This is a genomic window from Sphingobacterium puteale, assembly GCF_050986225.1.
Taxonomy (GTDB): Bacteria; Bacteroidota; Bacteroidia; order Sphingobacteriales; family Sphingobacteriaceae; genus Sphingobacterium; species Sphingobacterium puteale.
In genome coordinates this window covers 3,702,307-3,728,529 of sequence record NZ_CP158959.1, presented here as the reverse complement: position 1 = coordinate 3,728,529, position 26,223 = coordinate 3,702,307, and the positions used below count along the sequence as shown (strand labels likewise).

Annotated in this window: 15 protein-coding genes; 12 read left to right on the top strand and 3 right to left on the bottom strand. The window is 42.6% G+C overall.

The window, feature by feature from the left end; translation table 11 throughout:
* Positions 1-24: 24 nt before the first annotated feature.
* Entirely contained in the window at positions 25-1,923 is a 1,899-nt protein-coding gene (locus tag ABTV71_RS15880) for a RagB/SusD family nutrient uptake outer membrane protein (RefSeq protein WP_433900227.1), read from the bottom strand.
* A 13-nt stretch (positions 1,924-1,936) separates the two neighbouring features.
* Positions 1,937-5,119 carry a SusC/RagA family TonB-linked outer membrane protein gene (locus ABTV71_RS15875; protein ID WP_433900226.1) on the bottom strand — a complete coding sequence of 1,061 codons (3,183 nt, stop codon included), beginning with the start codon at positions 5,117-5,119 and terminating at the stop codon, positions 1,937-1,939.
* Between the two features lie 440 nt (positions 5,120-5,559).
* Between ABTV71_RS15875 and ABTV71_RS15870 the strand changes: the two genes are divergently transcribed.
* The 12 genes from ABTV71_RS15870 (at position 5,560) to ABTV71_RS15815 (ending at position 24,225) form a co-directional block, all read left to right on the top strand.
* Positions 5,560-9,636: a two-component regulator propeller domain-containing protein gene (locus tag ABTV71_RS15870; protein WP_433900225.1), complete on the top strand. Its 4,077-nt coding sequence runs from the start codon at positions 5,560-5,562 to the stop codon at positions 9,634-9,636.
* Positions 9,637-9,820: 184 nt separating this feature from the next.
* Positions 9,821-10,489 carry a fructose-6-phosphate aldolase gene (gene fsa / locus ABTV71_RS15865; RefSeq protein ID WP_121123024.1) on the top strand — a complete coding sequence of 223 codons (669 nt, stop codon included), beginning with the start codon at positions 9,821-9,823 and terminating at the stop codon, positions 10,487-10,489.
* 7 nt (positions 10,490-10,496) lie between these two features.
* A complete protein-coding gene (locus ABTV71_RS15860) occupies positions 10,497-11,354 on the top strand; it encodes a transketolase (protein ID WP_245971285.1) in 858 nt (285 codons plus the stop codon).
* Positions 11,355-11,382: 28 nt separating this feature from the next.
* A complete protein-coding gene (locus tag ABTV71_RS15855) occupies positions 11,383-12,342 on the top strand; it encodes a transketolase family protein (protein ID WP_121123028.1) in 960 nt (319 codons plus the stop codon).
* A 12-nt stretch (positions 12,343-12,354) separates the two neighbouring features.
* A complete protein-coding gene (locus ABTV71_RS15850; RefSeq protein ID WP_433900224.1) occupies positions 12,355-13,188 on the top strand; it encodes an alpha/beta hydrolase in 834 nt (277 codons plus the stop codon).
* Between the two features lie 105 nt (positions 13,189-13,293).
* Entirely contained in the window at positions 13,294-15,750 is a 2,457-nt protein-coding gene (locus ABTV71_RS15845; protein ID WP_433900223.1) for a glycoside hydrolase family 95 protein, read from the top strand.
* Between the two features lie 28 nt (positions 15,751-15,778).
* Positions 15,779-17,338, top strand: coding sequence for a glycoside hydrolase family 43 protein (locus ABTV71_RS15840; RefSeq protein WP_433900222.1), 1,560 nt, complete (start codon positions 15,779-15,781; stop codon positions 17,336-17,338).
* 6 nt (positions 17,339-17,344) lie between these two features.
* Entirely contained in the window at positions 17,345-18,721 is a 1,377-nt protein-coding gene (locus ABTV71_RS15835) for a glycoside hydrolase family 43 protein (RefSeq protein ID WP_433900221.1), read from the top strand.
* Between the two features lie 12 nt (positions 18,722-18,733).
* Complete coding sequence (locus ABTV71_RS15830; protein WP_433900220.1) at positions 18,734-19,507, top strand: hypothetical protein; 774 nt, start codon at positions 18,734-18,736, stop codon at positions 19,505-19,507.
* Positions 19,508-19,633: 126 nt separating this feature from the next.
* On the top strand, positions 19,634-21,700 hold the full coding sequence (locus ABTV71_RS15825; RefSeq protein WP_433900219.1) for a hypothetical protein: 2,067 nt from the start codon (positions 19,634-19,636) through the stop codon (positions 21,698-21,700).
* Positions 21,701-21,716: 16 nt separating this feature from the next.
* Complete coding sequence (locus tag ABTV71_RS15820) at positions 21,717-22,085, top strand: MFS transporter (protein WP_433900218.1); 369 nt, start codon at positions 21,717-21,719, stop codon at positions 22,083-22,085.
* Positions 22,086-22,104: 19 nt separating this feature from the next.
* Entirely contained in the window at positions 22,105-24,225 is a 2,121-nt protein-coding gene (locus tag ABTV71_RS15815; protein ID WP_245971288.1) for an endo-1,4-beta-xylanase, read from the top strand.
* 197 nt (positions 24,226-24,422) lie between these two features.
* On the opposite strand, the gene ABTV71_RS15810 is transcribed toward ABTV71_RS15815, so the two are convergent.
* Positions 24,423-26,195: a glycoside hydrolase family 2 protein gene (locus ABTV71_RS15810; protein ID WP_433900217.1), complete on the bottom strand. Its 1,773-nt coding sequence runs from the start codon at positions 26,193-26,195 to the stop codon at positions 24,423-24,425.
* Positions 26,196-26,223 lie beyond the last annotated feature (28 nt).

Genomic DNA, 26,223 nt, shown 5'->3' with positions numbered 1-26,223 from the left:
TTTGAATGATTAAATGAAAACTTGTTACCAACCTGGGTTCTGATAGAACTCGGGATACATACTAACATCTCTGACCTTTAGTGGCAACCAGTAGTGTTTGTTCGTAAATTTGCGTTCCAAAATGATGTTCTCTTGGATATTGACAACGCGATTTTGAGACGGGTCCTGGTTGTTAAATACGCCTACTCGATCAAATGAAACCGCTTTCTTCACTGTGTAAGGCGCTTCGGTCAATAACAACCAGCGGCGCAGATCATTAAAGCGGTGCCCTTCGAATGATAGTTCCACAGCACGTTCGCGACGTAACTCGGGAAGCAAAGCGGCCGCGGAGCTGAGAAATTTGCTGTCTACATGTCCCACGCCAGCCCGGTCGCGTACAATATTGATTGCGTCGACAGCTGTTCTGCTATAATTGTCTGCTTTACCTGTGGCCGAATTGGAAGCCATCATAGCAGCTTCTGCATACATCAAATAGACATCAGCAAGGCGCATGTAAGGAACGTAAATATGAAGATTGGTACCGTAACTATAGGCTTGATCATATTTATTGGATGTTAGAGGGATAAATTTGCGTAAGACGTAGCCTGTCTGACTACCGGTGCGGATATCTCGATAGCTTCCTCCTGTGTACAGATTGGCGTGGCGGTCTACTTCTTCTTTTTCCGGCATGTTTCCCTGAACGACCTTTACACCGTCAAAAATAATGTCCTTATAAAAGCGTGGGTCACGATCTTTCCATGGGTATTCGGCATTGTACCCGGACTCCACATCGGACTGGGTGATGTCCTTGATCGGTAAGCCACTTTTCATGCCATAGTAGTCGACATAATTTGCGGTTGGGTTAAACTTAAGGTCGCCGTCGCCAACCTCTAATGGGATGTACTGTTTGCTGGTCCCCCAATTAGATACCCAGGCATCAATATAAGGTCCCCTGAAGATCGCCTCCGTACTTCCTGGCATAGCCCAGTTTTGTCCCGTTGTATAAAAGTTTAAATGAATGTTCGCCATTGGTAATAGCGTATAATTTGTCTGACCGCTCTCTACAAGGGATAGCAATTCGCCAAACGCTTGGGTAGCTTTTTTACAGTAGTCCGCATGATAGGCTTTACTTCCTGTAGATTGAAAATTCATTAGCGGACTTCCTGCCCAAAGGTAGTTTTTGCCGAGGTAGGCCAGTGCCATGATTTTATTGATACGCAGCTGATTTTTGCCCAGTGTACGTTTTCCAGCGGTTGTATTATCCCAATCAATTGGCAAGAGGTCGGCCGCTTCTCTAAAATCGGCTGCGGCAAGATCCGCACAGGCATGATAGCTAAGTCGGGGTAGTCGAAGCTTTTCGTCGCTCGGAAGTACATAATTAATGTATGGCATTCCACCAAAATATTCCATCAATCGGTGGTGAAACCAACCTCTGAAAAATAACAATTGCCCCTTGATTAGATTCTTTTCTTCTTGGGTGGCTTCGGTCAGTTTATCGATATTTTCTAAACCAAGACTTATTTTCCGCAAGCCGAACCATGCGGCGCTCCATAGATCGCGGAAGGCGCGGTTGGCGAATACATCGTCGTTTCTGGTGGTAAAATCACCCTGATCCATCCAACCGGCGCCCCAGCCATCAAACTCCCTTTGCCAGCCCCAAAAATTGCCCTGGTCAATCTTGTTTACGAAATGAAAATTGTTGGCTGTCGAGGTGATTTCATCCTCGCCCCAGTTCCAGGAGTTGGTCCAGTAGTTGTTGCTGAAATTGACTACACAGTTATACAGCTCTTCGGTGTACCCCTGGAAGTTTATAAAATTTTTAAATGCTTCTTTGGATGACACGTTGGACTGCTCTTCTTTATCGAGATATTTATTGCAGGAGAGTAATGATGTAGACGACCAGAGTACACCCGTTATAAAAATTACCTTGAAATATTTTTTCATCTTTCTAATTGCTTTAAAAAGTAATGTTTGCTCCTAGGTTAAACCGCTTTACCGTAGGATAAGCTCCTTGGGAAGCCCAACCTGTACCGGCGTAATTTGATTCTCGGTCATCCGGCATTTTCGACCAGAAGACCAAGTTATTGCCATTTAGAAACAGACGGAGATTTTGGAGACCCAGGCGTTTGATCACGCTGGATTCACGATTGAAATTGTAAGCAATCTCAGCTGTCTTCAATCGAATGTAAGACCCGTCAAACATATACCGGTTGCCAGGCGTATAACTGCTGGGTTGGGATAACCATCGTGGAAGTGGCACATCGGCATTAATATTGTCCTTTGCCCAATAGGAGCCTTCATCGTAAGCCAGATTAAGCTGTCCTGCAAAACTGTTGAAGACCACCTGACGGGTAACATTATTCACAGCATACCACTGCGTCATAACACTGAAATTCTTCCAGTCGAACCCGATCGTCAAATTGTAGGTGTTTTGGGGAACGGAGGGGAAAGCATATGGTATATTGTCCTTAGCGTCGATAATACCATCACCGTTGTAATCCAATAGGTGATAATTGCCGGGAAGCTTCGCAAGGTCATTGCTTTCATGTATGGTACTGCCATAAAGTTCATCCCAGGTGTTATAATAGCCAGAACTTACATAGGAATAGGTTTGGTTTACCTGTTTGTTATCCGGCTTTTGATATTCGGGCAGCAATTCAGCTGCATCAGCATTGATGACTTTATCCTTGGCATGGGTAAAATTGATATCAGCCCATATCCGCCAATCAAGATTGAGTTGCTTATTAAATTTCAGTTCGACTTCATAACCTTTATTTTCTACTTCTCCGAGATTGGCTGTTGGAGCCTCTACACCAAAATAGGAGGGAATAGATCTTCCTGCGCCTGTAATAAGGACATTTGTCCGATGATCTTTGAAGAAGTCCACCTTTCCGGAAATCTGTCCGTTGAACAGACCGAAATCCACGCCGAAATTTAGCTTCTTGACTTTTTCCCAGCGGATATTTGGATTTCCGAGTATATTTTCTTTATACCAGATGTACGGACTGGTGTTTCCATCTGAGTAGGAAAACCGACCGTCGACACCCATTCCTGACGTACCGCCGTAGGCCCATTGCGTGAGATAAAGAAACTGTCCACCGCCACTGTCATCGCCAATATCCCCATAGGAGGCGCGTAACTTTAACATGCTCAAAAAGGACAGAGGTTTTATAAATTCTTCTTCCGAAACTAGCCAGCCTATACCACCCGAATTAAAAAAGGCAAATCTATTTTCAGGTGCGAATTTCTCCGATCCCGTATAGGCGCCATTATACTCGAGCATGTATCTGTTTTTATAGTTGTAGGTGGTGCGGAATACCCAGTCTTCCCGATAGGAAGGAACGGTGTTTCCTGTTCCGTATTGATTTCGGTTGACTAATCCCATCGCCGAAATATTGTGGTTTTGAGCAATTGTAGTTGCGTAATTCAGTTGTAATTGGTAGAATAATCTTCGATAAGTAAGTCTGTTATCGACAACACCTCCTCCTGTTGTCCAGTCAATACCTTCGACAAAATCAAATCTATTGGTAGCATCAGAAGTGATCTGGTAAGTCGGAAGTCCGGTTTCGGGATTTATCCATTTGGTTTGGGTGTTGTTATTCGCGTCGTTGATACCGCGATTGGCTTCAACAAAAGTGTTGTCTAGGGAGAGCGTCCCGCGTACATTAAGTCCCTTTGCTAAAAATTTAAGGTCTTGTTCGAGTGTAAAATCGCTCGTAATGCGACTTGTAGTCGTATACTCCGTTCCACTGATGGCCAGCACACGAGCAGAGTTTATGCCAGCATTTGGGTTTAGCGCATTAAATCCCCAGGTGCCATCTGAATAACGTGGATAAATAGCATCCGGTGCTACGGTGTACGCTGCAATCCAATAGGAATAATGATTTCCACCGCCAAATGGACTTTTTCGGACGCCACGTGAGCCCGATAGATTCGTTGAAAATTTTGTTGTTGGTGTCAGTTGGAAATCTAGGTTGGAACGGACATTGAGCCGGTTAAATCCATAGCCCGTTTTATAACCCCTCGCATTTTCAAATTGGCGGAACATATCGCCTTCATAGAGATAATCCGCATTGGCAAAGTATTTGACAAATGGGGTACCGCCGGCAATATTCACACTGCTGTTTTGCGAAAATGCTTGGCTCCTAAAGAGCTCTTTCGCCCAATCGGTATTCACATAGCGCTCCCGTTCAGTTTGGTCAGCAGGGAAACGGTATTTATTGATGATGTCCTGCGGTGAATAATCGGCCCAACTTGCAGGATTGATGCCCAATTCATATTCAATCACCTTATTGCGTAGCATCAGCGCGTCGTACGAATCCATTTTACCTGGAAGTTGGGAAACGGTCTTTATAATGTTGTTAACGGTCCCGCGTATCAGCATTTGCCCTTCTTTACCCCGTTTAGTAGTGATTAAAATAACGCCGTTGGCCCCTCTGACACCATAGACAGCGGTTGCCGACGCATCTTTGAGTACAGAGATCGTTTCAATGGAACTGATATCAACCGCAGATAATGGCCTTTCCACACCGTCGACCATGACTAAGGGATCAGTATTATTCCAAGTACTACGACCCCGGATGACAATACGAGGGTCTTCTTCTCCGGGCATACCTGTACTGGCTGTCGTGATTACCCCAGGAACATTGCCTGTTAAAGCGGCACCCACACTGGAGACACCCCCTGCACGTTCCAGAATTTTTCCTGAAGTCTGGGCAATAGCCCCCACGACAGTCTCTTTTTTCTGACGGCCGTATCCTACAACGATGGTTTCTTCTATTTCAATAGATTTGTCGGTTAATTGAATTTCTATCGTAATTTTCTGAGCAACATCAACCTCGACCTGATTATAACCTAATTTGGAAATGGTCAGTAAACTTTTACCCTCGGGTATTTGAAGTGTGAAACTTCCGTTTTCATCGCTGGCCGTAGCCAAAGATGTACCCTTTATTTTGATCGAAGCACCGCTTATTCGCTTATGGTTGCTATCAACGACGCTGCCTTTTATTTGCCTTTTGGCCTGAGCAAGTAGCGTTGACTGTCCAAAGCAGATTAGGAATAGCAGTAAGGTGAATGGCCTAGCTATACCCCATAGCTTTTTCCAATGCCTTACTAGTGTGATTGTAAATGTAATCATCATAGCATTTGTGGATTAATAAATAGGTTTAAGAATTATTGGTTAAATTTTCTTTAATTGGCTAAATACGATTGTATTTGTATTTCCCTTTATTCATTTTAATAAAATGAATCGCCGTCATGGATCATCAAGTGTTGTCATGTTTTGCATTAATAATTGGTTAAAATTTCTGATTGTAAAAACATCGCAACCGGTTGCACAATTAGGATGTAGTTTCTCCACGAATGGAGATGCCTTTCAAAGCAGTTTATAATTGTAAACCAAAACTAGCCAATGCATGGATGTAATGATAGCAAGAATGTTTAAATGAAGGATAAGAATGTCAAATACGATCGAATATGAAGTATAAATTATAACGATATTGGTTTGGTCAGGATTAATTTAATAAATTAGTCGACTGTTCACAGTGCTGTTTTAAAATAGCGAAGATTACACCTGAATATATGATACGGATTTCACTGATATTAACTTGGACGATGTTGGCGTTTTTTTCTTACGGGCAAAATGAGCCTGTCACGTTCCAACGTTACTCCTCGAAAGATGGGCTTTCCTCCAATACGATTTATAGCATTTATCGAGATAGCAACGGTTTTCTTTGGCTGGGAACGGAAGATGGACTTAATCGATTTGATGGTCGCCATTACAATGTCTATCGTTATGATGCCAACCAAGAGAATAGTTTGATGGCAAATCATATTTCGGCACTTTGCGAAGATAAAAAGGGGCGAATATGGATTGGCACAAACGGAGGAGGACTAAGCTACTACGACCGGGAGACTGACCGTATTCGTTCGTACAATCTTACTCCGGATGGCAAGTGGCTCAGTACGGCAATTAATGCAATTGATAAAGATGCTGATGGAAATATTTGGATCGCCTCCTATGGTGCGCTAGATATTCTCGATGTCAACGATCTGCGAAAGAAAACAGACCCCAAATATAGACATATCATTGAGGCTTTTGCCGGTAAAGTGACGAGTTGCGTATTTCGCGACAAACAAAACAACATGTGGGTTTCTTCGGAGAAGAATGTTTTTCGGATTTCAAATGACTTAAAGACAGTAAAACGTTTTGAAGTGCTGTCCGAACAGGAGGGTTATGGTAATGGAATAGAGGTGACTTCTATCGTAGAGGATGATAAAGGCCGGATCTGGATAGGTTCAATGCTTGGACTGAAATACCTCAATAGCGGTGAGGCTTATTTCAATAAGTTTATAGCAAAGCAGGGTAAAGGAAACCTGAGTAGTCCGCGAATTTATTCTTTATGTTTCAACCATCAGCAATGCCTATGGGTTGGAACCGATAATGGACTCGATGTGCTCAACACCGGGGATTTAACCATTCGGACTTTTAAACCCGATCCGAGTAATGTACATAGCTTGTCACATAAGTCTATACGATCTATTTGTGTAGATAACAGTGGTATTTACTGGATCGGTACTTTTCAGGGGGGGCTGAATAAGTACGATACGAATTTAAGTCAATTTAAGTTAAAAAGTTTGGACTTCTTAGAAGGAATGACAGGTGATCCTGCCATAGTAACTTCTTTTGCAGCTTATCAAAATAAGATTTTTCTGGGCGTTGATGGTGGTGGTGTCTGGCAATACGATAAGGAGTCAGATAAATTGTCTTCGGTTAAATTATCCACCAACCTGCCTTCGGGTCTAACCGTTTTGGCCTTGGAGAGAAAGCTTGAGCAACTTTGGATTGGCACTTATCAGCAAGGACTACTTTGTTATGATCTCCTTACGGGAAATCTAAAAAGATATGCTGCGGGAAATAAGTATGACAATTTAAATAACAACGATATATTTTGTATAAAAAGTGATTTTCAAGGAAATATTTGGGTAGGAACCAATGGGGGTGGTATAAATATTATTCAAAAAGGGACCGGTATTGTAAAGAAATATAGACAGAATGAGGCGGGAGTAGATGGGATCCAGCTGCCAGGAAATTTTATACGGGCTCTGGAAGAGGATCACACACAGGCGATGTGGATAGGCACGTATGGTTCGGGGCTTGTTAGGTATAATCCTCGGACGAGAGGTACTATGGTTTTTGATAAAGCAAACAATAAACTACCTAGCAATTATGTACTGTCCATTCATAGTGATAAAAATGGGAATTTATGGGTTGGAACCAATGGCAATGGAGTAGGAATACTTCGAAAAGGAACAACACAATTTGAAATCCTTTCTGAGAAAGATGGTCTGGTTAATGGTGCCATACAAAGTATTGTCGAGGACGATAAAGGACGGATGTGGTTTTCAACCAATAAGGGGTTAAGCTGCTATTCTCCATCAGAAGGCAAATTTAAGAACTATTCGACAGCTGTAGGATTACAGGAGGGGGCTTTTATGCTCGGCGCGTCTCTAAAAACTGCTGATGGTGAAATATATTTTGGAGGACAGAAAGGTTTTAATCATTTTAATCCGGCACACCTAAAAACAAATGGTAACCCTGCTAAAGTAGTACTGACCGACCTAAAAATTGACAATGTCATTATTCAACCGACAGAGAAAGGACCAATACAGCAGTCCTTGTTGACAGCGGATCGTATCCATTTAAAGTATAAACAAAATTTCTCCATTTCTTTTGCAGCATTAAATCTTACGGTGCCGGAAGATAACCAATATGAGTATAGGCTTGTCGGCTTTGATAAAGACTGGATCAGGAACGGAAAAGAGAATAGTGCTTATTATACAAATTTAGATCCCGGAGATTACACCTTTCAGGTACGTGCAAGTAATAATGACGGAATTTGGAACAAGGAAATAAAATCGATAGCTATTCACGTTGCACCACCTTTTTGGCGAACGATCTATGCTTATATATTTTACGTCATTGCAGTTGCTGGAGGATTGTTATGGATCAGACATCGCGGAATCCAAAAATTAAAACAAAAATTTGCACTGGAACAGGAACGTATCCAAGCGAAGCAGTTTATCGAGCAACAAAAAAGGGATGCGGAAACGAAGCATCAATTGGATGCGATGAAAATTCGGTTCTTAACAAATTTAAGCCATGAATTCCGTACGCCAATTTCATTGATTATGGGGCCTATTGATACCTTACTTGCAAAAAATAAAGATAGCAAACTGGGAGATCAGCTGAATTTAATCGGGCGTAACGCACGAAGGCTGTTAAATTTGGTCAACCAATTGCTTGACTTTAGAAAGATGGAATACCATGAATTGAAGTTGCAGGATGAAGATGGCGAATTGGTTTCATTTGTGGAGGAAGTCTATCGGTCATTTCAGGATATGGCCTTGCAAAAGGGAATCGACTATTCTTTTTTACCTTGTCAGGAAAAATTATATTGCCGTTTCGACCGTAATAAAATCGAACGTATTCTATTTAATCTAATCTATAATGCCTTTAAATTCACAAAGAAAGATGGGGATATAGCGGTGAGTATAATATCCGTCAGCATGATGGACAAGAAGCTACATGTGTGCTTTGAAGTAAGGGATACGGGAGTTGGAATTCCCGAACAATTGCAAAAATCCATATTCGAAAGCTTTTTCCAATACGACAACGATCGTAAGGTTGCTAGCCAAGGCTCTGGCATCGGATTGTCGATTGCGCAGTCATTTGTTGAGATGTATAATGGCGAGATTTCAGTCGCTAGCCAACCGGAAAGGGGCAGCGTTTTTAAATTTGATCTGTGGTTAGATCCCGCGGAGCCAGATGATGACATGTTGCCTGAACAGGAAATAATAACTTCCGATCAATTGTCGGAACCTAGGCAGACCCCACTTGTCCTTATTATAGAAGATGACGAAGATTTTAGGTATTATCTTAAGGAATCCTTAAAAGAATACTATCAGATCATCGAGGCCACCAATGGAAAAGATGGTTGGCAAAAGGCACTTTTTCATCATCCCGATCTTGTCGTGAGCGATGTACAGATGCCTTACCTCAATGGTATGGAATTTTCACAAAAGCTTGCGCAGGATAAACGGACCAAGCACATCCCCGTCGTTTTACTGACTGCTTCACATGTCGATAATGGACTTGTCTGCGGCCTTGAGTCGGGAGCAGTCGGTTACCTGACTAAGCCCTTTGATATGGATGTACTAGTTGCTAAGGTTAACAGCTTGTTGCAGCTAAATCAGGCGTTCAAGGAAGTCTATAGTAAACAGGTATCTATTTTGGCTCCCGAAGTCACTATAGAATCCGAAAAGGATAAATTTTTACAAAAAGTACTCAAGTATGTCCACGATAATGTTGATAATCCACAATTATCGGTGGAAGCGTTAAGTGCCCATACGTTGATGAGCAGAGCCTCCCTGTATAACAAATTATTGGAACTTACGGGTATGTCACCCGTAGATTTTATCCGTTCAGTAAAATTAGAAAAGGCTGCGAGCTTGTTAGAAAGAAGTGATAAGTCCATTTCTGAAATTGCCTATGAAACAGGATTTGCCAATCCAAACTATTTTACAAAAGTCTTCAAAGCTAAGTATCAGATGACACCGAGTGAATATATTCAATCGCAGAAAAGCCCGTCTGTGTGAGCGGTATATGATAGTTGTTTAAAAGGTCGTTTTAGATCATTTTTTTAGAAGGGTATGCTGTTTTAAACATTTTTACCCTTCTTTTTTTTATTTGTTGCAATCCTATCTAGCTGAAAACAATAGTTTTGTCTTATAACCAATCGCTAGAGAGCTAGCGAATACAAAACTAATCAACTAAAAAAAAATGAAATTTTTTATCGATACAGCAAGTCTCAGTGAGATTCGCTTGGCTCAGAATTTAGGTGTTCTAGATGGTGTAACGACCAATCCTTCGTTGATGGCAAAAGAGGGGATTGCAGGAACGGTTCATGTTCACGCACATTACAAAGCTATCTGTGATATTGTGGACGGTGATGTAAGTGCTGAGGTGATCTCAACTGATTACAGTTCGATGATTGAAGAGGGTATGCTCCTGGCGGCTCTAGACAATAAGATTGTGGTCAAGGTTCCGATGACCGAAGATGGTATTAAAGCGATCAAATATTTTAGTACCAAGGGAATTAAGACCAACTGTACCTTGGTGTTTTCAGCGGGTCAGGCGCTCTTAGCCGCTAAAGCCGGAGCAACCTATGTATCGCCTTTTGTGGGCAGACTGGATGATATATCTGTCGATGGTCTGGCGCTGATCCGCGAAATACGGACAATATTTGACAATTACGCTTTCCCAACCCAGATTCTTGCAGCTTCTGTACGCCACAGTGCACATATCCTGGGTTGTGCCAAAATAGGCGCCGATGTGATGACAGGGCCCTTGCAGGCGATCTTTTCACTATTAAAACACCCGTTGACGGATAGTGGACTAGCGCAATTTTTAGCTGATCATAAACGCGTTGCTGCGCAAAGTAACAATTGAGATGGTCATGACAAAAAATAGTATACATAATTTAGAAGCTATTGTTAAGCAAGTTCGGAGAGATATAATCCGGATGGTGCATGCATGCCAGTCAGGACATCCCGGAGGATCGTTGGGTTGTACCGAATTGTTGGTGTGTTTATACTTCGAATTGATGCGGCGAAACGACCATTTTGACCTGGACGGTATAGGAGAGGATCTATTTTTCCTTTCCAATGGACATATATCTCCGGTGTTTTACAGCGTTCTTGCACGGGCAGATTATTTTCCGGTCGATGAACTATCTACCTTCAGAAAACTTAATTCGCGCCTTCAGGGGCATCCCACAACGCACGAAGGACTTCCTGGTATTCGTGTTGCTTCAGGGTCTTTAGGACAGGGACTTTCTGTTGCTATTGGTGCTGCACAGGCTAAAAAGCTAAACCATGACAATCATTTAGTGTATGTATTGATGGGGGATGGCGAATTACAGGAAGGCCAAGTATGGGAAGCGGCTATGTATGCCGCCCACAACAAAATGGACAATTTGATTGCCATTGTAGATTACAATGGCGCTCAGATTGATGGCGCTACCAATGATGTGCTCTCGTTGGGCGATCTACCGCGAAAATGGATGGCATTTGGTTGGAACGTTATTGAAATTATGCGAGGAAATGATATTGAATCAGTGATTTCGGGACTTCGAAAAGCTCAAGCTTCAACTGGCGTAGGCATGCCAGTAATGGTGTTGCTACATACAGAAATGGGTAATGGCGTTGACTTTATGATGGGTTCACATAAATGGCATGGCATTGCTCCCAGCGATGAGCAACTAAGCTTGGCCTTAAATCAGAATGCAGAAACATTGGGGGATTATATCGGCTAATACGCAAAGGATTTTGAAATAGATTATCATGAAAAAATATACATATACAGAGTCAAAAGACACGCGTTCGGGATTTGGAGCCGGTTTGCTTGAAGCAGGAAAGCAGGATGAAAATGTGGTCGCACTATGTGCTGACCTGATCGGTTCGCTAAAAATGAACGATTTTATTAAAGCCTTTCCTGAACGCTTTTTTCAGATTGGGATTGCAGAGGCAAATATGATGGGAATCGCAGCTGGACTTACCATCGGTGGAAAAATACCTTTCACAGGAACATTCGCTAATTTTTCGACTGGGCGAGTATACGACCAAATTCGGCAATCAATTGCTTATTCGGATAAAAATGTAAAAATAGCAGCTTCGCATGCTGGTCTGACCTTGGGTGAAGATGGAGCGACCCATCAAATATTGGAAGATATCGGATTGATGAAAATGCTTCCTGGAATGACTGTTATCAATCCTTGCGATTATAACCAGACGAAGGCCGCAACACTAGCTGCTGCTAAATACAAGGGGCCAGTTTACCTTCGATTTGGTCGTCCCGTGGTGCCGGTTTTTACGCCAGAAGATCAGGAATTTGTGATTGGTGAAGCCGTGATGCTGAATCCAGGCACCGCAGTGACTATATTGGCGACAGGGCATCTGGTGTGGGAAGCCATCCGTGCGGGCGAAGAGTTGGAAGCTTTGGGTATTGACGCCGAGATCATTAACATCCATACCATCAAACCTTTGGATGAACATGCCATACTGAATTCTATTGCTAAAACCGGTTGTGTCGTTACCGCTGAAGAACATAATCGTATCGGTGGACTTGGCGATAGTGTCGCACAATTGCTGACAAAGAAAATGCCTAGGCCGCAGGAATATGTGGCTGTGAATGATAGCTTCGGAGAATCGGGGCCACCGAGTGCATTGATGGATAAATATGGCCTGAATGCAGACGCGATCGTAGCAGCGGCGTTGCGGGTACTTAAAAGGAAAGAGGTGTAAACTATTTATAATATGAAAAAGATAATCTGCACACTATGGTGTGTTTTCTCCGTCAGCTTAATCGCTCAAGCGCAGCAGGCTGCTCCACAAGGATTTGATCTTGAGCGAGCATTGGCCTCAACTGGAAAAATAGATTCACTAGTGTATCCTTCAAAAACTGTTGGAGTAACGAGAAAAGCTTTAATCTATACGCCGCCTGGATATCATGCCGCAAAAAAATATCCTGTAGTGTACTTGCTGCATGGAATAGGTGGGGATGAAAGGGAATGGTTCAGACATGGAAACCCGCAGGTTATTTTTGATAATCTATATGCCGAGGGAAAGATGGAACCCATGCTGGTGATTATGCCGAATGGCCGCGCCATGAAGGATGATCGTGCTGGTGGTAATGTGATGGCACCTGATCGGGTTGCAGCGTTTTCGACTTTTGAACAAGATCTTCTCAATGACCTTATTCCCTATGTTGAAAATCAGTTTCCCGTTATCAAAGATCGCGAACACCGTGCGATTTTTGGATTATCGATGGGGGGCGGTCAGGCGCTGAATTTTGGACTGGATCATCTCGACACGTTCGCCTGGGTAGGGGGCTTTTCTTCTGCGCCCAATACGAAGATGCCGCAAGAATTGCTCCCTGATCCGCAAGATGCTAAAGACAAGCTAAAACTACTTTGGATATCCTGCGGCGACCAGGACGGCTTGCTTCATATAAGTAAGCGTACGCATGAATACCTTTTGCAAAATGGGGTACCTCATATTTATTATCTTGAGCCTGGAGGACATGATTTCAATGTGTGGAAAAATGACCTGTATAATGTTTCGCAATTGCTATTTAAGGATAAAAAATAAACACTTTTTAATTAGGAATAAAATAGTACACATTTTGCCGGGCTGGGTTTAACGTGGATAAGTCGGTGGTTTAGGTCGAAACGGTAAAAAATAGGATGAAGAGAAATGATTAAACAGCTTATTTGGAAGCATATTATCACATTCATTGGAATCATAACATTGCATACTACACTTTTGTTTGCGCAAAAGCAGTCGGCTTTAACCCTATGGTATGATCGGCCAGCTGATGAGAAGATATGGGAGCAGGCCTTACCGTTAGGAAATGGTCGGTTGGGTGCTATGTTTTATGGAATTCCATCGTGTGAACGCATGCAGCTCAATGAGGAAACTATCTGGGCGGGTGGACCTTATCGGAACGATAATCCCAAAGGCGGTAGGGCATTAAAAACTATTCAGGATTATATATTTGACGGGAAATCAGCTGAAGCTGAAAAGCTTGCAAATGAAACTTTCTTTACAAAGACCCATGGCATGCCTTATCAAACTGCCGGTAATATTCTGCTCCGATTTCCGGGGCATGACAACTATCAGGACTATTATCGTGAACTGGATATCGAGCACGCTGTAGCGCGTTCTCATTATACAGTAGATGGGGTAACATATACCAGGGAGGTTTTCACTTCATTTGCTGATGATGTGATCGTAATGCAGATCCGATCGAGCAAGAAAGGGAAACTCAGCTGTACCTTGGCGTATGAGAATGAGTCGAAGCATACTATTTTTAAAAGCGGTGATCGACTTGTTTTAGAAGGACGGGGGACTGATCATGAGGGGGTTGAAGGCAAGGTTGTTTATCAGATCCATGCTGGCGTAAACCTTACGGATGGAGAGCTAGTTGTCGAGGACCAATCGATTACTATAGAGGATGCTACTTCCATTCGTCTTTATATTTCAATTGCGAGTAATTTCAAAAATTATAAACAGTTGGGATCGGATCCCTTCAAGGAGGCCACGGAAAGGTTGCAAAAGGCAATGAGTAAGGATTATCAGCTCGCTTTTCAGCAGCATAAAACCGCTTACAATAAGCAGTTCAACCGTTTTCAGCTGCATTTGGGCAGCGTCAACAATGAACAGCAACAGCCTATTTCAACACGAATTGAAAATTTTGCCCGTACACAGGATCCAGCGCTAGTGACCCTATTGGCTCAATTCGGCCGATATTTGCTTATCTGTTCTTCGCAGCCAGGTGGCCAACCTGCTAACCTACAGGGCATCTGGAACCGCTCCATGCAGCCCGCTTGGGACAGTAAATATACGATCAATATCAACACGGAAATGAACTATTGGCCTGCGAATGTAACTAACCTTTCCGGGACCCTTCAGCCATTATTTTCTATGATTAAAGAACTCAGTGAAAGTGGAAGAGAAACGGCAAAAACAATGTATAATGCATCCGGTTGGGTAGCTCACCATAATACAGATATTTGGCGTGTGACGAGTCCTATTGATTTTGCAGCAGCTGGAATGTGGCCCAGTGGGGGGCTGTGGTTGTCGCAACATGTATGGGAGCATTACCTTTTTACGGGAGATCGTTTATTTTTGAAGCAATATTACCCCACTATGAAGGGCGCTTGTGATTTTCTTTTGTCTACACTTATAGTACATCGTGGATATCCAGATCAGCAATGGCTTGTCTTGAGCCCTTCGATTTCGCCCGAACAAGGCCCACTCTCTGCAGGGGTGACGATGGATAACCAGCTGTGTTATGACATGCTCACTCGTACCGCTTTGGCTGCAGACGTTCTGGGTATCGATTCTAGCTACAGGGATACATTGCTAAGTACGGCTCGCCGTATTCCACCGATGCATATTGGTCGATATAACCAGCTACAAGAATGGATGGAAGATGTGGATGATCCCCAAAATCAACATCGGCATATTTCACACCTATATGGCTTATTTCCAGGGAGCCAAATTTCACCTTTTGGCACACCTGAATTGTTTGAAGCAGCTCGTAATTCATTGATTTATCGAGGGGATTTCGCGACAGGATGGTCGATCGGCTGGAAAATAAACCTATGGGCCCGTCTTTTGGATGGAAACCATGCGTACGAAATTATAAAAAATATGCTGACCCTTTCTGATGAAAAGCATCCAGAGGGTCGTACCTATCCTAATCTTTTTACAGCACATCCTCCATTTCAGATAGATGGTAATTTTGGGCTAACAGCAGGTGTGGCAGAAATGCTGGTCCAAAGTCACGATGGTGCTGTGCATCTCCTGCCAGCAATTCCCGACCGATGGAGCGAGGGATGGGTAAAAGGCATAAGGGCACGTGGGGGATTTGAAATTGAAATGCAGTGGGAAAAAGGAAAGATAAAGGAAGTTAGGGTATTTTCTGCCTTAGGTGGTAAGTTGCGGCTTCGTGCAGCTTCGGCATTGGAAGGGCCTGGAATTCAGCTCGCAAAAGGTCATCTGAGCAATGCTCTTCTCGCTTCAATACGAACACCAAAACCTATCCAGTCGGCTGAATCACATTTGAAAGGAATTAAATTACCACACTATTACGAATACGATGTGCTGACCGTACCCGGGAAATACTACACTTTGACGGCTTACTGAATTCATGTGATCATTTAATCATTTTACTATGTTAAGAATTAAAATTAGTGCTTTTGTCTGCTGCTTTATGATCCTATTTTTGGATTCATTAGCGCAGCAAGCCCGTAATCCAATCATCTTTGCCGATGTACCCGATATGTCCATGATACGTGTTGGTGATACCTATTACATGAGCAGCACCACCATGCATATGAGCCCCGGGGTTCCGATAATGAAATCCAAAGATCTCGTCAATTGGACTTTGGTTAATTATGTGTATGATCGCCTTGGAGATCAGGATGAACTCAATTTGTCGAATCAGAAGAATGCGTATGGGCACGGTTCCTGGGCGAGCAGTTTACGCTTTCATGAGGGGCAGTACTATGTAAGTACATTTTCTTCCAATACAGGTAAAACACATATCTATCGCACGGCAGATATTGAGAGAGGAACTTGGGTTTCTACCGAGTTTAGCCCGATGATGCACGATCATAGTTTATTCTTTGACCAAGGAAAAATTTATATGATCTGGGGTAGCGGACGTATCCATATTGCCGAATTGTCGCCCGACTTTTCAGGTATTAAAGCAGGGACAGAACGCGTGTTATTAGATGATGCTTCTTTACCTGCTAAGCCTAAAGAAGGTAAAGTGGGTTTGCCGGCTGAGGGGTCCCAAATGTTTAAGATCAATGGCTTTTATTACCTTTTTAATATTTCATGGCCCGCTGGAGGAATGCGCACGGTGATTGTCCATCGGGCAAGTCAACTGGAAGGTCCGTATGAAGGGAAAGTGGTTTTGCAGGATCAAGGTGTGGCCCAAGGGGGGCTGATTGAGATGCCCGAAGGAAAATGGTATGCGTATCTTTTTCAGGATTATGGTGCTGTAGGACGTATTCCGTTTTTGGTCCCTGTCACATGGGAAGATGGATGGCCCGTGCTCGGTATTGGCGGAAAAGTGCCGGCTACCTTAAATCTACCTGCAAATAAAAGTTTAATGCCCGGAATCGTTAACTCCGATGATTTTGACCGGAAACCCGGAGATGAGGCTCTTCCTCTGGTGTGGCAATGGAACCATAATCCAGACAACAATTTATGGTCTGTAACAGCGCGAGCGGGTTTTTTGAGAATGCATACTGGCGATCGTACCGATGATTTTCTCTCGGCCAAAAACACCCTTACCCAGCGTACCGTCGGGCCGACTTGCAGTGCCGCTATCGCGATAGAGGTTTCTAACATGAAAGATGGTGATTTTGCAGGCCTATCGCTATTGCAAAAAAACTATGGGTTAGTTGGGGTCCGTATGGAAGGAAATGCGAAATCATTGGTGATGATCAATGCGACGACAGGCGTACCACAGGAGGTGGCCAAGGTCGGCCTCAAACAGCAGCGTATCTATCTTAAAGCAAGCTGTGATTTTACAAACAAAAGAGATCTCGCTCAATTTTTTTATAGTACCGATGGGAGAAATTGGAACAGGATAGGTAATGATTTAAAAATGAGTTATACCATCCCTCATTTTATGGGCTATCGGTTCGGACTCTTCAACTATGCGGCTAAAGCCGCTGGTGGCTATGTAGATTTTGATTATTTCCATTTGACCGCAAATTAAGATGATATGATGAAACGATTTTTTATACAATCCCTATTCGGATTGTTGCTCCTATTCTTGGTTATGATAGGTTCATTAAAGGCACAAAATCCCATTGTGCAGACTGCTTATACTGCGGATCCGGCACCTTTGGTGTATAACAACCGACTTTATCTGTATACTACACAGGATGAAGAAGAATCCACCTGGTTTAACATGAACAATTGGCGTGTGTATTCAACCGATGATATGCTGAATTGGACCGATCATGGTGCGATTCTTTCTTATACAGATTTTGAATGGGCAAAAGGGGATGCTTGGGCGGCGCAATGTGTTGAAAAAAATGGTAAATTTTATCTTTATGTACCTGTTATTTCCAAAGTGAACAATCGAGGTGCGATCGGCGTTGCTGTCGGAGATAGCCCATTGGGACCATTTTATGATCCTTTGGGAAAACCATTACTGCAAAGCGAATGGGGAGATATCGATCCTACTGTGTTTATTGATGATGACGGCCAAGCTCATATGTATTGGGGTAATCCTCAGCTGAAATATGTTAAGCTGAATGAAGATATGATCTCCTATAAAGGTGATATTGTTGAGGTCCCGATGACTGCAGCATCGTTTGGAAAGAGGGAGGGCGACCCGAAGCGGCCTACGACCTATGAGGAAGGGCCTTGGTTGTATAAAAGAAATAGCTTGTATTATCTTTTTTGGCCGGGAGGTCCTTTGCCTGAATTTATTGGTTATTCCACAAGCGATAAAGCCGAGGGACCTTGGAAGTACGGTGGTATAATCATGCCCGCGGAAGGAAAAGCATTCACAAATCACCCCGGCGTTGTCGATTTTAAAGAGAAAACCTATTTCTTTTACCATAATGGGGCCTTACCTGGAGGGGGTGGCTTTACGCGATCTGTCGCTGTTCAGGAACTGAACTTTAATCCAGACGGCAGCATAGATCCAATGAAAATGACGACTGGAATTACTCAAGCAACCGGCAAAGTGAATCCCTATGAACTTCATCAGGCTGAAACGATTGCCTGGTCCGAACACGTTACATCCTACCAAAATAAAAAGGTGGGTGTTTTTGTAAAGGCAAAAAAAGATGGCGCTTTCACCTGTGTGAAGAATGTTGACTTTGGCGATGAGGGAGCGACGAGTTTCTTCGCGCGGGTAGGCACAACACATAATGGTGGTGTCAGTATGGAGGTGAGGTCAAACGCAGTGGATGGTGCCATTCTAACGACGATAGAAGTTCCAATGACGGGTGGAGATGACAGATGGACTACGGTAGACACTCTGCTTGCCAACAAGGTGACAGGAGTTCACGACCTGTACTTTGTCTTTAAAGGTAAGGCTCCATCCAATATTCTTTTTTTCGATTGTTGGAAGTTTGGAAAATAAAGGAAAAATTATATGACTGATAGCGCTGGAACTTTCTTTTTTATGCCTCACTGTTGGCGCCCTGTGACGCTGTTCATTGTTTTGTTACTGGTATTACTGCCAAGTTTTGGTAAAATACGTCTCCCTTCATTTGTTAGCGACCAAATGGTGCTCCAAAGAGGTACTGAACTCGATATTTGGGGTTGGGCTACAAAAGGAGAAAAGGTAACCCACCGTTTTCGGGGGGTATATTACTATACTGAGACCGGCAGTGATGGCAAGTGGAAGGTGACCATTCCGCAACAGCATTATGTTGGCCGCTACGTCATGGAGATCAACGAACTGGTCATCAGGGATATTCTGATCGGCGATGTATGGCTCTGCTCAGGTCAGTCCAATATGGAAACACCGATCCAGCGACTTGTAGAGCGATTTCCGGAAATCGCCGTCTCGAATAATCATATGATCCGTTATTTTAAAGTCCCGACACAAAATAGTGTTCTGGAGACCCTTATTGATAGCGATTCAGTCTACATCAATGGCCATTTTGTTGGGGCAACCAGCTATCGCTATCCTCCGCGGGCGTATGATGTACCAGCAGGTATCCTCCATAAAGGGGACAACACGGTAACGATCCGCTTGCGGAAGGATGGGCCGGACGGTGGTTTCACGTCAGATAAAATGTATCGGTTGCAGGTTGACGATACAAGGCGAATATTCATAGCGGCACGTCGTAATCCTGTAGACGCAAATCTGATCAATAAAAAGGGGCTATTGGCAACATCTTTCCGTACCGATAATTGGTAGGATAAATCTAATTTAATCAGATACGTCAATTCGAAAGAGTAACGAACAATTTATAATTCAGCAATTTAAGTAACTAATTTATTCAATTTTATGAAAGGACTAAATATTGTCTTAAAAAAAAGGACAATGGTATTTGTATTATCCGTCGTAGGAATTCTGTCGACGACAATAGTGGTAGGACAACAACAACAAAATGTCGTGAAGGATTTAAGTAAAGGTTTTGTACATCAATCTATCGGTAATCCCTACTTGCCACTTTGGGAGCATCTTCCTGATGGCGAACCCCGTGTTTTTGAAGATCCGGATCGGCCCGGAAAATACCGCGTTTATATCATTGGTTCACACGATCTGCGTTTTACAAGTTATTGTGGACCCGACATTCGGATGTGGTCGGCACCTATTGAGGATTTGACAAGCTGGCGTGATGAAGGGGCGATTTTTACCTACCCGATGGACGGTAAATGGGACGTCATGTATGCTCCGGATCTTGTGGAGGTCAAACGAAAAGATGGAAAGAAAGAATATTATTTATTCCCACATAGTCGGGGCGAACATCGTGAAGCCATGGTCGTTAAAGGAGATAGACCCAATGGTCCATTTAAACCGGTGAATCTGACTGCGGACGGTAGACGTACTCTGCCAGGAAGTATCTTGGGATTTGATCCCGCAGTATACATTGAGTATGTTACCGATCCGAACGATCCCGATTTCGAAATAGGCTTCAGAGCTTATGGGTTTTGGGGATTTCAACGATCCATGGCAGCGCAGCTGGATCAGAAAACAATGTTTTCGCTGCGACCGGGAACTGAGATTATTAATTATCTATTGCCGGCAAGTGCGCGATATGGTGAGTTACGTGATCCCAAAGGAACTTCTTATCCCAACATTTTTTCTGGAGAAGATTTGGGTACTTTTAATTTCTTTGAAGCCTCTTCGATTCGTAAGGTCGGTAATAAATTTGTCACAGTATACAGTGGCTATTCTGGGCCAGAATATGGCGTCGGTAGCTCCAACTCGACTTTACGCTATGCCGTCGCAGATTCACCATTAGGGCCGTGGAAGAGCGGTGGCGTATTGGTAGACTCCCGAGCTCCAGTATTGAATCGAGAAGGTTCGGGGATTGAAACCAGTAATGCAGGTCACAATACACATGGCAGTATTGAATTGATCAATGGACAATGGTATGTCTTTTATCATAGACCGCCAAGGGGATTTGGTTTTGCCAGACAGGCTGTGGTAGAGCCTATTAAAGTGGAATGGGATGAAAAGTCTGTAAAAGAAGGAGGGATGGTTTCCATTCGTGCCTTTAACCCTTACCATGCAAACACGACCGTTAAGGATGCGCAAGGAAAGGAATATAAAGGCGCAGAGGTTACATCCGAAGGATTCCATTTTTATGGGTTAGATCCTTACAAGTACTATTCTGCCGGATATGCCTGTTATCTTTCAGATATCAGCCTACAGCAGGATTCATGGGATATCTGGGACAATCATATGCCAGTGACTAATATGAAAAATGGAAATATTGTCGGTTTTAAATATTTTGGCTTCGGTGGTCTTGATCAGGATAAGTTTGGATTGAAAGCTTTTAGTGGTACGAAAGTAGGAAATCGCACCGCTTTCGATCTGTTTATCGCTCCAAAAACATCAAGTGCGTTTAAAGTAAATGTGTGGTTGGATGGTCCTTGGGATAATGATGTCTGGAAAGGAAAAAAGATTGCCCAAATAGTCATTTCGGCTAATTCCAAACCTGAAGTAACACAAGTAACAGTTGATGTTTCAAAATACGTTGATCATCTGGAGGGCAAGCATGCGCTATATCTGGTGGCCGAAGGAGAGGAAGGCAAACCACTCTTTGATTTTATCGGATTGGGGTTCAGTTCGAAAGATAAGAAAATTGTACGTCCAATATCGCCAACGGTAGATATTATTGTAAATGGCAAAAAACTTGAATTGCCTTCTCTACCAATTCGGTCCACCGATGAGAATGGTATCATTGGTTACAATACTTACGAGGTCGCTTCTCCTATTCAAGTTAAAGGTAAAAATATCCCTATTGTGAGAGCATCATCAGTTAATCCTGAAGTGAAAATTACGGTCAGACAGGCGAATTCATTGGCAGATTATGCCCAAGTTGACTGTGTTTACAAAGGACAGATGAAAAGCTATCTGATAAAATATGTTACAGAATAAATAGATCAATGGTAATTTGTCGAACTTGAAGTTCCGTGTAAGGAGATGGGATCTATATTCCCTTGTTCCTGAGGTAATATCCTATGGTGAATATAAAATCGGCAAACGCATATCCGGAATTGTCAATGCATTGACAGGTATTTTTTACAAAACCGGGATGGCATTGGTTGGGATCGTTCCGGGATTGGTATTGGCTTATGTGGCATTTGATAAAGATAATGTAGTGACACAATCGGACATGGCGGAAAAGGGAATTCAATGGCTGTTAGCTGTTATTCCTGCGATACTTTTATTGTTGGCGATGTATGTGATTTCCAAATATGAGTTGGATGATGCTACTATAGATAAGATCAATCGAGAGATAGAATCCAAAGTTAATTACTAATCAAAAATAAATCATGAATATGCTAAAAACTATAGTTTTGGCCGTAGTAGCCTTAATGGGCTTTAACCCTGTCTCCCCAGCTATGCAAGGTATGAATCGGGAGCCTGATTCACTGACGTTGAAAGAGGTTTTTAAAGATAAATTTTTTATAGGCACGGCACTCAACCTTGATCAGATATGGGAGCGAGACACTAAAGCTGTAGCTGTCGTCAAAAAACAATTCAATTCCATTGTCGCTGAGAACTGCATGAAAAGTATGTTTTTGCAGCCTCAGGAAGGGCGGTTTTATTTTAAAGACGCGGATCGTTTTGTTGCATTTGGAGAACAGAACAAAATGCAAGTTATTGGCCATACATTAATCTGGCATTCACAGACACCAGCTTGGTTTTTTGTTGATAAAAAAGGAAAAGATGTATCTCGCGAGGTGTTGATTGAACGTATGCGTAAGCATATACAAACTGTCGTTTCCCGCTATAAAGGTCGCGTTTTTGGCTGGGATGTCGTGAATGAAGCTATATTGGATAATGGCGAATGGCGTAAAAGCAAATTTTATCAGATTATTGGGCCAGAATTTATACAATTGGCTTTTCAATTTGCCCATGAGGCGGACCCCAACGCTGAATTGTATTATAATGACTATTCAACGGCCATTCCCGAAAAGCGAAAAGGAATTATGGCTATGGTACAACAGGTGAAGGTAGCCGGCGGACATATAAGTGGGATTGGTATGCAGGAGCATAATGCGCTGGACAATCCGCCACTGGAAGAGGTTGAAAAGACCATTTTGGGGTTTGCAGGCCTCGGTGTGAAAGTTATGGTGACTGAGATGGATATTTCTGTGCTTCCACATATTCGACCCAACATGGGCGCAGAAATTGGAGAACGCTATGCCTACAGTAAAGAAACAGACCCCTATGAAAAAGGATTGCCTCCGGGCAAGATGGCGGAACTTGGCAAAAGATATGTTGACTTTTTTAACCTATATCTCAAGCATCAAGATAAAATATCCCGTGTGACCTTATGGGGCGTTGGTGATGGCGATTCATGGAAGAACGGCTGGCCTATTCCGGGACGTACGGATTACCCACTTTTGTTTGACCGTCATTATCAGCCCAAACCATTTGTAAAAGATATTATAGGATTGACTCAAAAAAAAGTAATAAAGAAAATGAACAAAAGTAAATACTTATATCCAAGTGACTATATGGCTGATCCATCGGCCCATGTTTTTGAAAATAAAATCTATATTTATCCATCTCATGACCGCGAGAGTGGTATTCCTGAAAATGACAATGGCGATCATTTCGACATGCGAGATTACCATGTTTTTTCACTGGAAGATGTGCAGGACGAAGTCGTTGACCACGGGAAAGTATTGGATGTAAAAGATATTCCTTGGTCCGGCCGGCAACTTTGGGATTCAGATGTTACTGAGAAAGATGGCAAGTACTACATGTATTTTTCCATGAAAGACAAAAACGATATTTTTAGACTTGGTGTTGCATTAGCGGACAAACCCTACGGGCCATTTATACCGCAGTCTGATCCGATCAAGGGAAGTTACAGCATCGATCCCTGTGCGTTTAAAGATGAGAATGGATGCTATTATCTCTATTTCGGCGGTATCTGGGGTGGGCAGCTTCAATTTTATCGAAATAATAAAATTGTTGTACCAAATGAATTGCCTAAGGCAGATGAACCGGCATTAACGCCAAAGGTCGTTAAGATATCTGCCGATATGCTTGAATTTTCCGAGCAACCGCGTGATCTTGTCATCTTGGATAAAAATGGTACGGCCTTAAGACAAGGGGATACCGAAAAACGATTTTTTGAAGCGTCCTGGATGCATAAATATAAGGGAAGGTACTATTTTTCTTATTCCACGGGTGATAGCCATTTAATTTGTTACGCAATAGGAGATAATCCTTATGGACCGTTCACCTATCAGGGCGTTATTCTATCCCCAGTTGTAGGCTGGACGACTCACCACAGTATTTTGGAGTTCAAGGGCAAATGGTACCTTTTTTACCATGATTCCGTTCCGTCGGGCGGAAAAACTTGGCTAAGAAGTATGAAAGTTGTTGAAATTGAATATGATGAAAACGGACATATCAAACCTATAAATGGTTTATCCTCCTAAATAATGATTTTGTTGAATTCGCGAATGACCTATATCATGCGCTTGCGCTTCTTCTTGCCAATAGTTTTATTTTGCTTTCCACATTTAGTAAGATCAGAGGATGGAAGTCAATTATGGCTAAATTTGACTATTTCACTTTGCATAAAAGCAAATCTTCCCGATGAATTGGGAAGATTTGCTTTTACGCTCCGATTTAACTAATTGAAATTGTTTATGAATTGATCTGCTACAATGTACCAAGCCTTCTTTTTTTCTCCCCGATCAGATAACAATCCTTTTCTGTTCCAGCCCTTTTGATAAATGGGATGGGCTCTCCCCGGAGAACGGAAATCTACTAGGAGCCATGGCGTTGCTCCACTTAGAAAAGGTATGTTCTTGAACATTTTAAATTGGCGCATATAAATATCCGCCAGGTAATCGTCACTCCAGCTGCTTGCTCGATTTGGATCGATATTGTTTCCGAAAACTGCTTCACCTCCAAATTCCGAAAAGATTAGCGGTTTATTGAATTTGGATATCCATTCGACTTCTTTATCTGTTTCGGGCCATGGTTTATACCAGCCGAGGTATTGATTGATCGCCATGACGTCCATCAAACTATTGAGTTTATCTTCAATATAGGCCTTGTTGCCCTCAAAGCGCATATTATTAAACGCTGAAGTCACGAGACGCGTATTGTCCAACGATTTTGCTAGGTAATACAATGCTGTGAGCGAACTGTCTCTTGGCGGCGAGGAGTATGTTTCATTCGAGAGACTCCATATGATGGTTGCAGCCCGGTTTTTATCCCGGGCAATCATCTCTTTAAGCATCAAGTTCATTTTTTCTTTCATGTCTGCATTTGTAAAGTCTATTCCCTGGTAAATAGGCAGTTCTTCCCAAACCATCAGGCCCATTTTCTCCGCCATTTTTACCATCTTTTCATGATGTGGATAATGTACCAGACGCACATAATTACAGCCTAAATCCTTGGCCCATTCCAAAAGCATTTGATAGTCGCTTTCGCTATAGGCACGGGAGCGACGTTGCGGAACTTCTTCATGAATATTAATCCCTTTTAAAAAGATTGCTTTGCCGTTCAATAAAATATTTGTTCCATCAACTTTTATTGTTCGAAATCCAATTTGCTCCTTTATGTGATCCGTTTCTGCGGAGACACGTACTTCATATAACTTTGGATTTTCCGGTGTCCACAAGGTCTTCTTCCGAAAAGGAAATTTGAGTATAGCTTTTCCCTCTTTATCTGTTCTGGTTTTAAACCTGACATGTAATTCTGGAATGTTTATTTCTATATCTTGTTCTTTTGAAGGGCCATCAAGGGAGACGTATCCGTCAATGGTATTTTCATTATGCTGTGCCAGTTGAATAAAGTAATCCTTAATATAGGTTTTTGGAGTCTGTACGAGGTCGACATCACGTGTTATCCCACCGTAATTGAACCAGTCGAAGCCAAGTCCGGGTATACCATCCTTCATGCGCTGATTATTTACTTTCACAATAAGACTATTTTCCCCACCTTTTAGCAGGTCTGTTACTTCAAATTGGAAAGGTGTAAAACCACCTTCATGTTCACCGATTTTGCTGCCATTCAAATAAACTTCTGCCTTATAGTTTATTGCGGCGAAATGGAGAAAAAATCGGCGATCTTCAGTTTTTTGTACGTTAAACGAGCGTTTGTACCAGATGCTACTTTCATAATAGTTGAGCTCAGGAAGTTGGGAGTTGAAATCTCCGGGCACATAAAGCTGAGGACCACCTTCAAATGCGGATTCGACAAAATCGGTGTTTTTTAAAGGCTTTCGATCTTTATAATAGGCAGCCCAATCTCCAGACCCGGCATCGAAGGGATCTATAATGACATTCCATAAACCATTTAGGCTGCTGCTTTGCCGCCCTTCGATATGGATCATTGCGGATTGAGCAAACGATAGGAGCGGGAATAACTGTAATAATGCTAATATAATTTTCATGTTGCACATAGTTTTAATTTTCTAATTT

Coding starts and splice junctions, on each gene's coding strand:
- ABTV71_RS15860 (WP_245971285.1), top strand. CDS start 10,497: ATGACAAAAAATAGTATACATAATTTAGAAGCTATTGTTAAGCAAGTT.
- ABTV71_RS15845 (WP_433900223.1), top strand. CDS start 13,294: ATGATTAAACAGCTTATTTGGAAGCATATTATCACATTCATTGGAATC.
- fsa (WP_121123024.1), top strand. CDS start 9,821: ATGAAATTTTTTATCGATACAGCAAGTCTCAGTGAGATTCGCTTGGCT.
- ABTV71_RS15830 (WP_433900220.1), top strand. CDS start 18,734: ATGACTGATAGCGCTGGAACTTTCTTTTTTATGCCTCACTGTTGGCGC.
- ABTV71_RS15835 (WP_433900221.1), top strand. CDS start 17,345: ATGATGAAACGATTTTTTATACAATCCCTATTCGGATTGTTGCTCCTA.
- ABTV71_RS15875 (WP_433900226.1), bottom strand. CDS start 5,119: ATGATGATTACATTTACAATCACACTAGTAAGGCATTGGAAAAAGCTA.
- ABTV71_RS15870 (WP_433900225.1), top strand. CDS start 5,560: ATGATACGGATTTCACTGATATTAACTTGGACGATGTTGGCGTTTTTT.
- ABTV71_RS15880 (WP_433900227.1), bottom strand. CDS start 1,923: ATGAAAAAATATTTCAAGGTAATTTTTATAACGGGTGTACTCTGGTCG.
- ABTV71_RS15840 (WP_433900222.1), top strand. CDS start 15,779: ATGTTAAGAATTAAAATTAGTGCTTTTGTCTGCTGCTTTATGATCCTA.
- ABTV71_RS15810 (WP_433900217.1), bottom strand. CDS start 26,195: ATGAAAATTATATTAGCATTATTACAGTTATTCCCGCTCCTATCGTTT.
- ABTV71_RS15825 (WP_433900219.1), top strand. CDS start 19,634: ATGGTATTTGTATTATCCGTCGTAGGAATTCTGTCGACGACAATAGTG.
- ABTV71_RS15815 (WP_245971288.1), top strand. CDS start 22,105: ATGCTAAAAACTATAGTTTTGGCCGTAGTAGCCTTAATGGGCTTTAAC.
- ABTV71_RS15850 (WP_433900224.1), top strand. CDS start 12,355: ATGAAAAAGATAATCTGCACACTATGGTGTGTTTTCTCCGTCAGCTTA.
- ABTV71_RS15855 (WP_121123028.1), top strand. CDS start 11,383: ATGAAAAAATATACATATACAGAGTCAAAAGACACGCGTTCGGGATTT.